Annotated in this window: 11 protein-coding genes; 7 read left to right on the forward strand and 4 right to left on the reverse strand. The window is 53.7% G+C overall.

What is annotated here, in order from left to right:
• The first annotated feature begins 3 nt into the window (after positions 1-3).
• From MRY86_RS21825 to MRY86_RS21845, 5 genes are all read left to right on the forward strand, one after another.
• A complete protein-coding gene (locus MRY86_RS21825) occupies positions 4-1437 on the forward strand; it encodes a glycogen/starch synthase (RefSeq protein WP_293566729.1) in 1434 nt (477 codons plus the stop codon).
• A gap of 21 nt (positions 1438-1458) precedes the next feature.
• Positions 1459-2727, forward strand: coding sequence for a glucose-1-phosphate adenylyltransferase (locus MRY86_RS21830; protein ID WP_293566728.1), 1269 nt, complete (start codon positions 1459-1461; stop codon positions 2725-2727).
• Positions 2727-3530 carry an alpha/beta fold hydrolase gene (locus tag MRY86_RS21835; RefSeq protein WP_293566727.1) on the forward strand — a complete coding sequence of 268 codons (804 nt, stop codon included), beginning with the start codon at positions 2727-2729 and terminating at the stop codon, positions 3528-3530. The genes MRY86_RS21830 and MRY86_RS21835 overlap by 1 nt, the downstream gene beginning before the upstream one ends.
• 58 nt (positions 3531-3588) lie before the next feature.
• Entirely contained in the window at positions 3589-6447 is a 2859-nt protein-coding gene (uvrA, locus tag MRY86_RS21840; RefSeq protein ID WP_293566726.1) for an excinuclease ABC subunit UvrA, read from the forward strand.
• Positions 6448-6539: 92 nt separating this feature from the next.
• The gene (locus tag MRY86_RS21845) at positions 6540-8102 is read left to right on the forward strand and encodes a GH3 auxin-responsive promoter family protein (RefSeq protein ID WP_293566725.1); all 1563 of its coding nucleotides are present in this window, start codon (positions 6540-6542) and stop codon (positions 8100-8102) included.
• Here MRY86_RS21845 and MRY86_RS21850 read toward each other — a convergent pair.
• From MRY86_RS21850 to MRY86_RS21865, 4 genes are all read right to left on the reverse strand, one after another.
• Positions 8099-9289, reverse strand: a complete 1191-nt coding sequence (locus MRY86_RS21850; RefSeq protein WP_293566724.1) for a hypothetical protein — start codon at positions 9287-9289, stop codon at positions 8099-8101. The two genes, MRY86_RS21845 and MRY86_RS21850, sit on opposite strands and share 4 nt — an antisense overlap.
• A 111-nt stretch (positions 9290-9400) precedes the next feature.
• Positions 9401-10219, reverse strand: a complete 819-nt coding sequence (locus tag MRY86_RS21855; protein ID WP_293566723.1) for a GMP synthase — start codon at positions 10217-10219, stop codon at positions 9401-9403.
• Between the two features lie 80 nt (positions 10220-10299).
• Positions 10300-11250 carry a hypothetical protein gene (locus MRY86_RS21860; protein ID WP_293566722.1) on the reverse strand — a complete coding sequence of 317 codons (951 nt, stop codon included), beginning with the start codon at positions 11248-11250 and terminating at the stop codon, positions 10300-10302.
• 43 nt (positions 11251-11293) lie between these two features.
• Positions 11294-11998, reverse strand: coding sequence for an alpha/beta hydrolase-fold protein (locus MRY86_RS21865; RefSeq protein ID WP_293566721.1), 705 nt, complete (start codon positions 11996-11998; stop codon positions 11294-11296).
• A 226-nt stretch (positions 11999-12224) separates the two neighbouring features.
• Between MRY86_RS21865 and MRY86_RS21870 the strand changes: the two genes are divergently transcribed.
• Together MRY86_RS21870 and MRY86_RS21875 are read left to right on the forward strand one after the other, a co-directional pair.
• Complete coding sequence (locus MRY86_RS21870; protein WP_293566720.1) at positions 12225-13094, forward strand: alpha/beta hydrolase-fold protein; 870 nt, start codon at positions 12225-12227, stop codon at positions 13092-13094.
• An 81-nt stretch (positions 13095-13175) separates the two neighbouring features.
• Positions 13176-15725, forward strand: coding sequence for a T9SS type A sorting domain-containing protein (locus MRY86_RS21875; protein ID WP_293566719.1), 2550 nt, complete (start codon positions 13176-13178; stop codon positions 15723-15725).
• Positions 15726-15736: the final 11 nt, after the last annotated feature.

Below are 15736 nucleotides of genomic sequence, written 5' to 3' on the forward strand. Positions count from 1 at the left end.
ACTATGAAGGTATTACACATTAGCGCAGAGTGCTACCCGGCCGCCAAAGCAGGCGGGCTGGGCGACGTAGTAGGTGCACTGCCTAAGTATCTCAATCAGGCAGGTTTGTCTACGGGCGTCGTCATCCCCAAATACCGCCTCAAGTGGTTTGAGGGCAAAACCTTTCAGCCGGTTTACCAGGGCGTCGTGCGTCTGCACAACCGCCACATCCCATTCAGCATACAACAATTTACAGGCGACAGCCTTGGGTTCCCTTTCTTTGTTGCGGACATCCCAGGCTTGTTTGACCGGCCGGGCGTCTATGCAGACCCGGGCGGGCAAGGGTATAGTGATGAAGTGGAGCGCTACCTGGCCTTTCAGCAGGCGGTGCTGCAATGGATCGTCAACAGCCCGGGCAAGCCGGCCCTCCTGCACTGCCATGACCACCACACCGGGCTGATCCCTTTCATGGTGAAGCATTGCCCGGAGTACCGGAGCCTGCAACATATTCCTACCGTTTTTACCATTCACAACGGTGCTTACCATGGCAACTACGGTTGGGACAAAATGTACCTGCTGCCGTTTTTTGATGCCGAAGCCCGGGGCTTACTCGACTGGAGGCATACCATCAATCCGCTGGCAACAGCGATCAAGTGTGCGTGGCGGGTGACCACGGTATCGCCTTCCTACTTGGAAGAGCTGCGTGAAGATTCCAACGGCATGGAGGCGCTGTTACAGCATGAACGCCACAAATGCCTGGGCATCATCAACGGGATTGATACGCAGGTGTGGTCCCCAAAAGAAGACCCCTTCCTGCTGTACAACTGGACCGGTAGCCTTGCGGAGTTTAAGCAGTCCAGCAAAGAAGCACTGGGCCCTCGTTTTCGCATCGACCTTAAGCTGCCGCTGGTGACTTTCATCGGCCGGCTGGTGGGTGAGAAAGGCGCAGACTTACTGCCGGACCTCATCGACCGCGTCCTGCAGTCAGGCATGCAGGTCGCTTTTGCTGTGCTGGGCACCGGGCAACATTGGATACACGATGCTTTCCGAAATCTGGCCAACCGCTACCCTGGGCGCTTTGACGTGGTGCTGGAATATAATGAAGGGTTAGCGCATCAACTGTATGCCGGTTCTGACTTCCTGATGATGCCTTCCCGCGTGGAGCCCTGTGGGTTGAACCAAATGTACGCTATGCGCTACGGAACCCTGCCCATAGTACGATCAGTGGGCGGGCTGAAAGACACCGTGCCTGATATCGGAGTACCGAATAACGAAGGGCGTGGCATCCGCTTTACCCACTTCAATCTGGATGATGGGCATATCGCGATCTACCGGGCTGTAGAGTTGTTTCATAACCGTGCTGTGTTTGAAGATATCCGGCAGCGAATTACCGAAATTGACTTTTCCTGGGAGCGCTCCGCTGCGGATTACCAGGAAGTGTATGAACAAATGATATAAACCACCTAACCACTTTGCACTATGATCCGAATGATAAGCCTGATCCTGGGGGGCGGCGCAGGCTCCCGCCTTTACCCACTTACAAGTGAGCGCTCCAAGCCCGCTGTGCCGATTGCCGGTAAGTACCGCCTGATTGACATTCCGATTTCGAACTGCCTGAATTCCGGGGTGCGTCGCATGTTTGTACTTACCCAATTCAACTCAGCTTCCCTCAATCAGCATATCAAGAATACCTATCACTTTGATATGTTTTCCCATGGGTTTGTAGACATCCTGGCAGCAGAGCAGACTCCGTCGAGCAGCAATTGGTTCCAGGGAACAGCCGATGCCGTAAGGCAAACCATGCACCATCTGCGTGCGCATGAGCACGATTACGTGCTGGTCCTATCAGGCGATCAGTTGTACCAAATGGACTTTGGTGTCTTGGCGAACTACCATATTGATCAGGAGGCCGACCTTACCATCGCTACTATTCCTGTCACTGCCAGAGACGCACCGGCTTTTGGCATTATGAAGGTCAATGCAGAGGGCTTTATCGAGGACTTCACAGAAAAGCCCGGCCCTGACCTCTTACCGGATTGGAAATCAGCCGTGCCGGAGGAGTATGCTTCCCAGGAGAAGCACTACCTGGCCTCTATGGGTATTTACATCTTCAAGCGCGAGTTCCTGGCTAAGCTTTTCGACGACCACCCGGATGCGACTGATTTTGGCAAAGAGATCATTCCTAACGCCATTACCGGAGGCTACAAAGTGGCCAGCTACGCTTTTGATGAGTACTGGTCCGATATCGGGACTATCCGCTCCTTCTTTGAAGCCAATATTGCACTGACGGACAACATCCCCGACTTCAATCTATTCGACAATCAAAAGCTGGTCTACACCCGGCCCCGACTGCTGGCACCTTCCAAGGTGTACGGTACTTGGTTCAATAAAGCACTGATCGCAGAAGGCTGCATCATTCATGCCAAGAAGATTGAACGTTCTGTGGTCGGTATCCGCTCGCGTATCGGTGAAGGCACTGAAATTTCAGAGGCCATTGTAATGGGTAACGACTACTACGAGACCCTGCACGAAATGGAGAAGGCGATACAGCCAATGGGGATCGGCAACGAGTGCGTCATCCACCGGGCTATTGTGGATAAAAACTGCCGGGTAGGTGATAATGTGGTAATCAAGGGCAGCCCCGATATGGAAGACACAGAGACCGAGACTTATGTGGTCCGGGATGGTATCATCGTACTGAAAAAAGGCGTCCACATCCCTGACGGCACGGTCATAGGTGAAAAATAATGCAGGGAACGGTCCGCTTTCTGGAGTTGCTGAACGGGCGGGTAGCTTACCGTGAGCTGGGCTATGGCCCAAAGTGCCTGTTGGCCTTCCATGGTTTTGGACAGGACGGCTCAGTGCTGTTGCCCCTGATGCGTGCTTTTCCGGAAGCGGCGTACACCTGTTATTTCATCGACCTGCCCTTTCATGGACAAACGAAGTGGGAAGACCCGGTTTTTTCACCTGGCGATTTAATGCAGGTCATCCGGAAGCTTACGGCGGGCCGGCCCTGGGAAGGGCTGGGGCACAGCCTGGGTGGGCGGCTCTGGATCAGCCTGTTGCCGGAGCTGAAGCAGCGGCCCGAACGCCTCTACCTGCTGGCACCTGATGGATTAGGCAGCAGCTGGGGCGGGCTGATCGATCATACGCCGGCAGGAATGCGCTACCGGACAGCCCGTTGGCTAAAGCGCCCTATGCGGTTCCTGCAATTGGCCAGCCTGCTCCGGGACTGGGGCGTGATCGACCGGTTTGCACTTCGGTATTTGCAAACGCAACTCGCTACCGAAGCCACCCGGCAACGGCTATTCGGTACCTGGCAAAGCCTGTTGGCCTTTAAGCTTGGTAAAAATCGGGCACAGCAGATTTTGGCCGGCGCGGACTGTCCCGTGGAAGTTGGGATGGGGAATAAAGACATCCTGGTCCCCGCCCGAAAGCTTACTGCCGCCCTGGAAGGTATGCCTCAGGTACATTTAAAATTGCTGGACTGCGGGCACTGGGATATAGTGAAGCAATGGCAACCCGCAAAAGGTGCGCATAATTCAGGATAAGCCTCAACACTACCGCCCCCCATTCAGTTATACAAGGGTGCCGAATAATTCACACCTTATGACAGAGTACCCAGCGAGCGGGCTAGCCGCCTATGAGCAGATTAAAGAGAAGGACTATATCGAAGTGATTGGTGCCCGGGAGCACAATCTCAAGGATATCGACTTGCAGATTCCACGCAACAAAATGGTCGTCATTACGGGCATTAGTGGAAGCGGGAAATCTTCCCTGGCTTTTGATACCATCTACGCCGAAGGGCAGCGCCGTTACATGGAGACTTTTACCTCCTATGCCCGGCAGTTTATCGGGGAGATGGAGCGCCCGGAAGTGGAAAAAATCAACGGGCTCAGCCCGGTTATTTCCATTGAGCAAAAGACGACCGGACGCAATCCCCGCTCCACAGTAGGCACCATCACGGAAGTCTATGACTTTATGCGGCTGCTCTACGCCCGGGCAAGTGAAGCTTACTCCTATGCCACGGGCAAGCGCATGGTGAAGTACACCGAGGAGCAGATGAAGGAGCAGATCATGGGGGAGTATGATGGTAAGAAAATCCTTCTTCTGGCTCCGCTAGTCCGGGGGCGGAAGGGGCACTACCGCGAGCTCTTTGAGCAGACCCGCAAACAGGGGTACGCCAAAGTCCGGGTGGATGGCGAAATACTCGACCTGGTCCCCGGCCTCAAAGTAGACCGCTACAAGGTACATGATATTGAGGTGGTCATTGACCGCATCAAAGTATCCGAAGACCGGGCGGCCCGCCTGAATACATCTCTGCAGGCTGCCCTGAAGATGGGCAACGGGCTGGTCTTTATCATGGAGCACAATAAGGAGGAGGTCCGGACTTTCAGCCGCAACCTGATGGACCCCGATGCTGGCATTTCCTATGAGGAACCTTCGCCCAACAGCTTTTCCTTCAACTCCCCTTACGGTGCCTGCCCCAACTGCAATGGACTGGGTAAAATCAACCGGGTGGACCTGGATAAGGTCATGCCAGATGAGGAGCGGAGCATCAACGAGGGCGGTATCGCTCCACTGGGAGAGCCCCGAAAAAATATGACCTTCAAACAGCTGCGGGCCATTGCCAAAAAATATAAGTTCAGTTTTACCACCCCCGTAAAAGACATTCCGAAGGAAGCCCTGGAAGTCATCCTGCACGGCGGCGACAAATCCTTTAAGGTCAAGGTCAATGACTACAACGACTATTCTTACGACCTGGCGCAGGAGGGCATCGTTAATATGCTGTCTCGCTGGTACGAAGACACGAGCTCGGAGAAAATCCGGCGCTGGGCAGAGGAGTTCATGACCATTGATACGTGCCCGGACTGCAACGGCTATCGCCTGAAGCAGGAGTCGCTCCACTTCAAAATCAACGACAAGCACATCGGTGAGCTGGCGGAAATGGACCTCACCATGCTCCGCGACTGGATGGAAGGCCTGGAATCCCAAATGTCGGAACGTCAGGCCCTGATCGCCCGGGATATCCTGAAGGAAATCCGCCTACGACTGGGTTTTTTGCTCCACGTAGGGCTGGATTATCTCTCGCTCAACCGCCCGGCGCGCACCCTGTCTGGAGGGGAGGCACAGCGCATTCGCCTGGCTACCCAAATTGGCTCCCAGCTGACAGGCATCACCTACATTTTGGACGAGCCCAGCATCGGTCTGCACCAACGCGATAACCAACGCCTGATCGAAGCCCTGCGTGAGCTGTCTGACATCGGCAATACCGTCATTGTAGTGGAGCACGATAAGGACATCATGCTGGCGGCGGACTATGTTATTGATTTGGGTCCTGGTGCGGGCAAGCACGGGGGAGAACTCGTTGGTGCAGGCACCCCGGAGGAATTTATCAAAGGGCATACCCTGACTTCCGACTACCTGAACAACACCCGGCAGATCGAAGTGCCGAAGGCCCGCCGTAAAGGCACCGGAGAAGTCTTTGAGCTCAAAGGGGCGGAAGGCAACAACCTGAAAAAAGTAAATGTCAAAATACCGCTGGGCACCCTGACCTGCGTAACCGGCGTGTCGGGCAGCGGCAAGTCCACGCTCATCAACGAAACGCTGTACCCGATTTTGCGGCAGCATTTCTACAAAAGCCTGAAGCCGCCTATGCCTTACAAAAGCATTAAGGGACTGGATAAGCTGGATAAAGTCATTGAAATTGATCAGTCGCCGATTGGGCGGACACCCCGTTCGAACCCGGCGACCTATACCGGGGTTTTTACAGATATCCGCAAGATCTTTTCCGAACTGCCGGAGTCAAAAATCCGCGGGTACAAACCGGGGCGCTTTTCCTTCAATGTGAAGGGCGGCCGGTGCGAAACCTGCAAAGGTTCCGGAATGCGGGTCATTGAAATGAACTTTTTGCCCGATGTACATGTCGAATGTGAGACCTGTATGGGGCGCCGCTACAACCGGGAAACTCTGGAGGTGCTGTACAAAGGCAAGTCGATCAACGATGTGCTGAATATGACGGTGGAAGAAGCCGCCGAGTTCTTCGAGCCGGTACCCAACATTTTCCGAAAGCTGCGCACGCTTCGGGAAGTGGGGCTTGGATACATCACGCTGGGGCAGCAGGCTACGACCCTGTCGGGAGGCGAAGCACAGCGGGTGAAGCTGGCAGAAGAGCTGGCCAAACGCGACACAGGCAATACCATTTATATTCTGGATGAGCCCACCACCGGCCTGCACTTTGAAGACATCCGACATCTGCTGCGCGTCATCAATAAGCTGGTGGATAAAGGCAATACCGTGATCATCATTGAGCACAATATGGATGTGATCAAGGTAGCCGACCACATCATTGACATGGGGCCTGAAGGTGGTCACCGGGGCGGCACGGTGGTCTGTACAGGCACCCCCGAGCAGGTCGCAAAGAAAAAAGACAGCTACACCGGGCAGTTCCTGAAGCTGGAGCTTTAATAACCGGTCAAGTAGCTTTTCTCGAAAGGTAAGGGGCTGCGCATGGATTAATACTTAGGCAGTGGTGCAAAAGCACCGCATAATCCTTATATTTGAACACATACATCGCCAACAACACCATCGCCTCTATGAGGAAGTCGATCAACCGGGCCTTTAAATGGTATTATCAGCAACGGTATAAAGGTATTCGGCATTTTATGGAGCACCCCCATCAGGTTCAGGAGCAATTGCTGAAGCAGCTGCTGCAGTTTACCAAACATACCGAATGGGGGCGGCGATATGGCTACCGCGATATCCGTGATGCGGCACAATTTGCCCGCCGGATACCGGTCAATGATTACGATGGCCTCAAGCCCTTCATCAAGCGGATGATGTATGGCGAGAAAGATGTGCTCTGGAGTGGTCAGGTCCGTTGGTTCTCCAAGTCTTCCGGTACGACAAGCGATCGCAGCAAATTCATCCCCGTACCTGCTCAGAACCTCCGCAAATGCCACATCCGCGGTACTTGGGACACAATGGCGCTTTTTTACCACAACCGCCCCGATGCCCGTCAGTTTGAGTGCAAAAGTATGATTATGGGTGGGAGCTTATTTCCCTTCGAGCCTTATCCCAAGACTACCTATGGCGATGTGTCTGCCATTATGATTCAGAATATGCCTGCGGTGGGGCGCCCGTTCTTTACACCGGACTTTAAAACAGCGTTGCTGCACGACTGGGAGGTGAAGCTGGAAAAACTGGCCCAAATCGGAGCCAACGAACCCGATATGGTCATGATTGGCGGGGTGCCAACCTGGACGGTGGTGCTGTTCCGGCGCATTCTGGAACTTACCGGAAAAAGCAATATGTTGGAAGTCTGGCCTAATTTTCAGGGTTATGTGCACGGTGGGGTCAGCTTTACCCCTTACCGCAAGCAGTTTGAGGCCTTCTTCCCTTCGGAAGACATCAGCTATCAGGAAATTTATAATGCTTCTGAGGGATATTTTGCGGCTCAGGACGACTTCAGCCGGGACGATATGCTGCTGCTGCTCAATAACGGCGTGTACTATGAATTCCTGCCCATGACAGAGTGGGATAAGCCCAATCCCGTTGCGGTGCCCCTGCATGAAGTACAGGCGGGTCGAAATTATGCCCTTGTGGTCACTACGAATGCAGGTCTTTGGCGCTACACGCCTGGAGATACCGTAACCTTTACCTCAACGGAGCCCTACCGCATCAAGATCACGGGGCGCACCAAGCAGTTTGTCAATGCTTTTGGCGAGGAAGTCATGGTGGAGAATACCGATCAGGCATTGGATGTGGCCTGCCGCCGTACGGGAGCGATCGTCTCCGAGTACACTGTAGCTCCGGTTTATTTCAATGGCAACAGCAAAGGCGGCCACGAATGGCTGGTTGAGTTCGAGCGGGAACCCGCTGACGAAGCGCAGTTTGCTCATATGCTGGACAAAGCTTTGCAGGCCGCCAATTCAGACTACGAAGCGAAGCGCTCCAAAAGCCTCGCCCTGGAGCAACTGCGCCTGCATGCACTCCCTCCAGGAACTTTCCACGACTGGATGCGTTCCCGAGGGAAGTTTGGAGGGCAGCATAAAGTGCCCCGCCTGGCCAATCACCGCAAATACGTGGAGGAAATCCTCAATTATCTTGGCAATAAGGTCTAAACCTTAAACAGCCCTACGCTGCCGCCTACCCAATCCTTGTCCCGGTTGTAGCGTACGCCGACCATCAGGCCTTTGCTTAGCCGGGCCAGGTTGTTGACCATCACCGGACGGGGGGCGCCGCGTTCCCAAAGCATGAGCATCCGGATTTCACACTTCGAAGGTTCGCCGGGCGTCTCTACCACCGGCGCGTACGTTACCTTGCGCTGCAGAATGTAATTCTCAGGGTCTTTGATTGCATCCACATCGTGCTGATTGATGTTGATGATGACTCCGGTACCAGCGAAGGAGTACAATGGTTTGAGCACGTAATTGTGCAGGTCTTCCGGCAGTGTCTCCAGCTCGTTGAGGAAGTAAGATTTGGGTACATACGGGCTGTCAATCAGCGGCAGGGTATGTTTGCTGATGCGGAAGAACCAGTTTGGATGACCTACATATTCCACGTCGTGCTCTTGGATGAAATAAAACTCCCGCTTGAGGTCGTCGCGGCGGATCAGCTCATCAAAAATAACACGGTTGAAAATGCGCCTCACCTGTATCTTGCGGCCCTCCTTGAAGTAGAACACTTTTCTGCCTTCCACTTTGACTTCAGACACACAAACGGACTCAATGCCAATCATATGCTTAGCTGCAATGAAGTCAATTCTGGTCACCTGAGTGTCCGGCTCGACTTCCAGCAGGATGACTTCTTCCGGGTCGTGGTCGCCAATGATGACCTGCCGCAGCTTTTCGAGGTACGTTTCAGAAGTCAGGCCACCAAAGAGGTGAGAGTAGCCTTCCGGAAGATCGTAAATTTCCTGGTATCCCCGAGCCACCAAGTCCTGGAAAAAGTAAAGGGAGGGGAAGCCCTGCACTTCAATAAGCTGAGGAGTCAGTGTCCCGTCTGCTTCCTGGCAAATGCCAAAGTCCATTTGTAAGAAAGTGGTGTGCGGCGTTTCGTTAGGGACTTCCTGCCCGGCGAGCAGCGCACTACGGGAACGCTCCTCAAAGTCGGGAGCGACGATCACATCCGTAATCTGATCGCAGGCTTCAAAGAGTTTAGCTTTCAGGTCATCCGGTATAAAAACGGGTGTCTCGGCAATGCGAAAGGGCGGTCGGTGGTTGTACTGCTTTTCTACCCATTCGAGCAGCGCCTGATAGCGCTCAGATGTGAACGCATCGTTGAATTGTTTCCGCAGATCGGGAACCATAGGTTTAGCGTTTTGTGCCGGCGGCGTGCCGCATCGGCATCGGTCAAACAAGGGTGTATGTGTCGCCGGCAATGCCAAAGGCATGCGCGGTCATGGCTCCGGATCGTTTGGTCAAACAGCGGCCGGAGCCTCTTCTAAAGCATTGATGGCGCGGTGCAGGAAGAGCGGCAGGACGATCTCATGCGTCAGCCCGATTTTATCGGAATCCCGCAGGTGCTTGATCATGCGAAGGTACTTCTCTTCTCCATGTTCTTCCACAACCGCCTTTTGCCGGGCCGGGTCCATAAAGTGCTCCCGCATACCATCGGGGTCCGCTTCCGGGTGGAACTGCGTGCCAATGATTTCCGGTGAAAACCGAATGGCCATTACAGCTCGCTCCAGCGGGACATGAGGCCTGATTTTCTCCAGGGCAAGTAGGTCCGCGCCTAATTCCGCCAGCCTTTTCTCATTAGGCTGTATGCACTGCCAGTGACGGAAGTCCGCGATGAAAAAAGGATTGGGCAGCCCCTGGAAATTGGGGTCGCTTGCACCTGCATCTGTCATGTGGCAGCGGAACGTCCCAAAAGACATGGACTTACGCTCCGTTACTTCTGCCAGTTCGAAATGCCGCACCGCCATCTGAAAGGAGTGGCAAATGAAAAAGACATGCTTCTTCCGGTTGCCGGGAATCTGATTCCAGTCCCAGACCTGCTGCATCCAGTCGAAGTAGCGGGCATCCCAGATGCCGTCTCCTTCAAAGGGGCTGCCAGGGCCGCCGGTGGAAATATAAATATCGTAGTCCATGCCAGGCACCTCAGCTTTGCCACGCACGTCGAAGATTTTCCATTCGTAGTGCGCCTCAAAGCGGCGCACGATATCCTGAATGCAGCGCATGCCCTGATTGGGCGTATTGTCGTACATGTCCAGGATCGCTAATCGTAATGAAGACATATCAATTGCTTGTTACAGCGGCAAAGCTAAGGATTTTGACGGCAAGCCTTTGGAAGAAAACCTGCCGTCAGCTGACTATTTTAAAGTTTTGCACCGTTGACTGCACCTTTCATAAAGGTGCCCCAGGTCAGGTTGTCCTGTCCGTCTACCTGTGCCTGTGCACGCTCAATAGCGTAGCTGGCAGCGGTTTCCACCACCCAGTCAAAGTTGGCTTGCCCGACTGAGTGTAGATCGGCATCCGGTGCCGGGTTGCAAAAGTCGATAGCGTAAGGCACGCCATCACGGATGGCCAGCTCTACGGTGTTGAAGTCGTAGCCCAGGGCCTGATTGAGGCGCAGCACGTAGTCTTCCAGTGTTTTCATCATCTCTTCGCCCACGTCAAAGTGCGCAGCGTAGCGCAGGTGATGCGGGTTGCGCGGCTCATAGGGCATGATACGGACGTGCTTGCCGCCAATGCAGTAACAACGGAAGTAAGCGCTGAAATCAATAGCCTCCTGCAGCATCATCACCAGCTGATGGGTTTCGTTGTAGGCGCGGAAGAAGTCATCAGCATTATCCAGTTTGTACACATTCTTCCATCCACCGCCTGCGAACGGCTTCATGAAAGCCGGGAAGCCCACGTACTCAAAAATACCTTCCCAGTCCAATGGGAAAGCCAGGTTGGAAAAGGACTCTGCAGAAGTATCCGCCGGGTGGTCCTTGGAAGGCAGAAGCACAGTTTTAGGGACAGGCACTCCGATTTTCTCAGACAGGGTGTTGTTGAAGAACTTTTCGTCCGCACTCCACCAGAAGGGGTTGTTGATCACGGCGGTGCCACTGGCCGCTGTATTTTTCAGGAAAGCCCGGTAGAAGGGGACATCCTGTGAGATACGGTCGATGATCACCGCGTAGCCCGAGTGGGCTGCTTGTACCACTTTGTCGATGGAAACGGGCTCGGCTTGGATCCCTTTCACCTTCTTGGAGTTGATACGGTCGATCAGCGCGTGCGGGAAAGAACGTTCCTGACCGAAGAGAATGCCAATTTTTTTCATGGAGTTTATGGTTTTTAGACAAGTGCTTGCGTAAATGGATGTTCTAGATCAGAGATAAATAATGCGGGAACATTTCCTGCCAAAGCGGCCAGTCATGCTCCTTCCAGCCCCGGATGTCCAACCAGTGGTTGATGCCTTTTTGGTTGAGCAGGTGCGAAAGGTGCTTGTTGGCATCCAGGCAAATATCCCATTCAGAGGTGCCCAGGACGATGTTCATCTGCCAGAGCGCCGGATGGTTGTTGCCCGGAAGGAAATCTACCGGGTTGTTAAAATAGACATTATCGTCGTAATAACCATCCATAAACATTTTTATGTCAAAGGCGCCGCTCATGGAAAACATGTGGCTGACCAGTTCCGGGTGCTTAAAAGCGAAATTGGCCGCATGGTAGCCGCCAAAACTCGCACCTGCAACGGCTACCTTGCCCCCTGCTGTATTCCACCGGATGCTCGGCACCAGCTCGTGAAGGAGCATCTGATCATACCAGACATGGTTCCTGACCCGGTCTGCCGGATGGATACCCTTGTTGTACCAGCTCAGTGCGTCCACGCTGTCGGGGCAGAAAATCTGAATAAAGCCCCGCTCCACGTACCAGTGCGCGGTCTGTACCAAACCGAAGTCCTTGCCCTCGTAATACCGGCCCTGACTGGAAGGGAACAGGATCACCGGATAGCCCTGATGTCCGTAGATGAGCATTTCGATCTCCCGGCTAAGGCTCTGGGAGTACCACTTGTGATAAGTCTCTCTCACGTTTTTCGTCTTGATGCCGCCCCGAAAGGCAGAGTAATTGTACTTTTGACAATAAGTTCTGCAAAAATACGGGCTTTTCCGGTTTTTCAAAGTTTTAAATTGCTGATGTTCAAATGCTTATCAGGTAGCAGGGCAATAGTTGAATGTTTAATACTTCGTACACGAATTAATCGGTGGTATTTTTGTGCGCCTGCGGAGCTGATGTCAAAATAAATCCTTGAAATTCATGCGGTTGTTCAAAAGGGAAGCCATTCGGAATTTTTTTCAATTTTTTTCGCCGGATGCGGGTAGGGTAGAGGTGGAGGAACTGCCTGGCTTGCGGTCTGCCTGGCTGAAACGGGAAGTCAGGGTGCGCGTACTGTTGCCGCCCGGGTATTTGGAGTCCGAGCGTAGCTACCCCTTGCTTTGCCTGAATGATGGGCAGGACCTCGAAGCGCTGCGCTTCGTCAGGGTATTGGAGCGGTTATACCGAAAGAGAAAGGTAAGCCATTTTATTACAGTTGCCGTAGATGCCGGTGACCGCATGCAGGAATACGGCACGGCCGGCCGGGCAGACTACATGAACCGGGGCCGCAAAGCCGGGGCTTATACCCGGTTTTTGCTTCGGGAGTTGGTGCCGTTGCTCAGGCAGCAGTACCGGATTGCTGAAGGCCCGAAGGCCAACGCCATAGCGGGCTTTTCACTGGGCGGACTTTCCGCTTTTGATATCGCCTGGCACCACCCTGAGGTTTTCGGGCAGGTTGGGGTGTTCTCGGGCTCCCTTTGGTGGCGCTCCAAGCCATTCCGTAAGGATGCTCCGGATGCCGATCGTATTGTGCAAACTTATGTGGAAAAAAGCAAAGCCTTTCCGCCACTCCGTTTCTGGCTACAGGCCGGGACGGATGACGAACAGGCCGACCGCAACAACAACGGCATTATTGACGCCATAGACGATACGCTGGACCTGATCAAGGCTTTGGAAACCATTGGTTATGACCGAAAGAAAGCCATTCGCTACGTTGAAGTGAAGGGGGGCGAGCACAATCCACAAACCTGGGGCCAAATAATGCCGGATTTCCTGCAATGGGCGTTTCCCAAACGAGCAACAAATAAATAACTTTGCCGTTTTCAAAATATGCCGGAGCAACCGGTGCCAATACTGCCCACTCAAACGCGGCAGGCGAATTAACTTACAGACATGCAGCGATTACTCTACCTTTCTATCATACTTTTTATTGCCTGTTCCGCCAATGCTCAGCAGCTGGTACCCATCGGTGGCAACGCGCTACTGGAGCACTACCGGGCACAGGAAGGCCTTCAATTGCCAAAAGGCTACGACCGGGCAAACAGTCCACTTCGTAGCCGGAACTGTCAGCTCGAAGAGACCGATGTCACCTACATCGACGCCAGTGAGACCGTAGAGCTGTCCGTGGATATTGACACCTTTGGCCTGGGGCAGGTGGCCGGTGCGTTTGAATGCATTGAGTGCGAAGGCAATCCCATTGGCGATGCTGAGCTACAGGTGGAAGATGGGCAGGCAACCCTGGTCATTACCGGAGCTGATGACCTGCTTGGGGCAGAATACCTCTTTATTGTCGAATTTTGTAACCCGAACGGCTGTGCCAGCACCTCCTTTGATGTGGTGGGGCGGCGGGTGGCACAGGAATACGATATAGCGCCTATCACCCTTCAGTCAGAAGAATCCATCGCTCTTGATGTGCAGGCTTCACAGCTGCCGGGCCCGCTGGCCTGCAATAAGATTACGGATGTCCCCGATGATTACGAGGGGCGCGATAAGCTGGTCTACTTTAACAACTACAGTGCACCGGACAGCAGCTTTGTCTATGTAGCCAGCCGCTATGCCGGAGAAGATAAAATCGACATCACCGTTTGTGACTCCTTTACCGTTTGCGATGTCTACCACTTCACCTTCCGTATTCAGCACGATACGCTGAAGCTGGGCGGCAGTGCAGGGCAGGAAGCCTTTCTGGATGACTTTGCCTACGATGCCATCGTACCTCCCACGGAGTTATGGCTGGATGAAGATGTATACATCAACCGTACGTTCGCTACGGATCAGCCCAGCCTTGGAGTAGCCACTTTTGATGGGTTGGACCGCAACGGCCGGCCCTACAGCTCAGAAGGGGTAAACGACCGCCTTACCTCCACTTATTTAGACCTGACACAGCTCAGCGGGAATGTCTACCTCACTTTCTGGCTGCAGCCAAAAGGCTTGGGGCAGTCTCCTGAAGAGGATGACTACATGGTGCTTGAGTTCAAGCAGCAAGGTGGCGACTGGGAGGTGATCCATGAGTTTTTCCCGGAGGAGATGAACCTGGATACCGTACCTGCCGGGTTTTTCTTCCCCTTTGAAGTACCGAATAATTTTAAGCATAGCGCTTTTCAGTTCCGCTTTTCTGCCTACAATAGCGGGAATGGGATTGATGACATCTGGAACCTCGACTACGTTTGGCTGAGCAATGAATTCGTGACTTTCCAGTCTAATATCACTGATGTGGCCCTCACCCGGGTGCCCGCTGCCTTCACCATTCCTTATACGAGCATGCCCTGGAGGCACTTTGATGGCCGTGCAGCTGACTTCCTGCCGGAAAGCTATAATACTTTCCTGTTCAATCTGGACAATGATCAGGCGCTCAACGCAGGTGCCGGCGTACTGCGGATTGCCGAAGCAAACACCGGCATTCAGGTTCTGCAGTCCAACTTGCTGGATGCCTGTTGCCGTACGGTTTTTGCTAACGAGAGCATTGGATATGCACAAGAGTTTGAAGGGCTGGGCAATGCTATTGATGCCCTTGGGAATGCGGTCTTTGATGCCGAGCCCCGCCTGGAGTTTGAGGTGGAGTACAACCTCACGGATGTGACCAATGAGCAGGACGGGCAGGGGTACGAAGCTGTGGCGAACAATAACCGCGCGGTGAGGACCACTGTTTTTGATAACTACTTTGCCTACGACGACGGCACGGCAGAAAACGGGGTAGTGGTGCAGGAAGGTGATCAGGTCGCCGTAAAGTATACGACAACGGTCGATGACTCTTTGCAAGCGGTTCAGTTCAATTTCCCACGCATCATCAGCAATGTATCCGGACAGGAATTCCATCTGCAGGTTTGGGTGGGCGAGCTTGATGATGAGCCGGAAATCCGGATGACCTTTGAGCGGCCGTTCTATCCCTCTTCTTACTACGATAGCCTGCAGGCGTTCACTACCTATCCCCTGTTTGGGGATAACGGGCCGACGGCGGTGTTTATCCCGGCTGGTGATTTCTATATCGGCTGGGAGCAGGTATCGCCCTGCGACTACCTCGATTGCATACCGGTAGGCTTTGACCGCAACTCGCCCGCTGGCGGCTCTGCCTTGTTTTTCAATAACGACGATGAAGGTTGGCAGCCTTTCCCGGAGGGCTTCCTGTCGGGGTCTTTAATGCTGCGCCCGGTTATGGGCAATGAACGGCCACTGAGCTCTGGCACCTCTTCTGCGGAAGCGCTGGACCTCGATCTTCGTCTGTACCCTAATCCAGCTCAGGAGCGCGCCTACATACGCATAGAAGGCGTACGCTGGCCAGAAGACTACCGTATGCAGCTCGTGAACCCGTTGGGGCAGGTTGTATTGGATCAAATGCTGGTCAGAGAGCTCGGGCTGAACGAATTCCGGCCTGGAATGTATATAGTAAAGGTCTATGACCCAGCGACGAACCGGTCCCTGCACCGCAAGCTCGTCATCACTGAATAACTAAAACAAAA

Origin of the sequence: Phaeodactylibacter sp. (genome assembly GCF_022763345.1) — a bacterium.
Classification (GTDB): Bacteria; Bacteroidota; Bacteroidia; order Chitinophagales; family Saprospiraceae; genus Phaeodactylibacter.

What these genes read in the sequence shown, in the direction of transcription:
- MRY86_RS21825 (WP_293566729.1), top strand. Translation starts at nt 4, where the DNA reads ATGAAGGTATTACACATTAGCGCAGAGTGCTACCCGGCCGCCAAAGCA.
- MRY86_RS21830 (WP_293566728.1), top strand. Translation starts at nt 1,459, where the DNA reads ATGATCCGAATGATAAGCCTGATCCTGGGGGGCGGCGCAGGCTCCCGC.
- MRY86_RS21835 (WP_293566727.1), top strand. Translation starts at nt 2,727, where the DNA reads ATGCAGGGAACGGTCCGCTTTCTGGAGTTGCTGAACGGGCGGGTAGCT.
- uvrA (WP_293566726.1), top strand. Translation starts at nt 3,589, where the DNA reads ATGACAGAGTACCCAGCGAGCGGGCTAGCCGCCTATGAGCAGATTAAA.
- MRY86_RS21850 (WP_293566724.1), bottom strand. Translation starts at nt 9,289, where the DNA reads ATGGTTCCCGATCTGCGGAAACAATTCAACGATGCGTTCACATCTGAG.
- MRY86_RS21855 (WP_293566723.1), bottom strand. Translation starts at nt 10,219, where the DNA reads ATGTCTTCATTACGATTAGCGATCCTGGACATGTACGACAATACGCCC.
- MRY86_RS21860 (WP_293566722.1), bottom strand. Translation starts at nt 11,250, where the DNA reads ATGAAAAAAATTGGCATTCTCTTCGGTCAGGAACGTTCTTTCCCGCAC.
- MRY86_RS21870 (WP_293566720.1), top strand. Translation starts at nt 12,225, where the DNA reads ATGCGGTTGTTCAAAAGGGAAGCCATTCGGAATTTTTTTCAATTTTTT.
- MRY86_RS21875 (WP_293566719.1), top strand. Translation starts at nt 13,176, where the DNA reads ATGCAGCGATTACTCTACCTTTCTATCATACTTTTTATTGCCTGTTCC.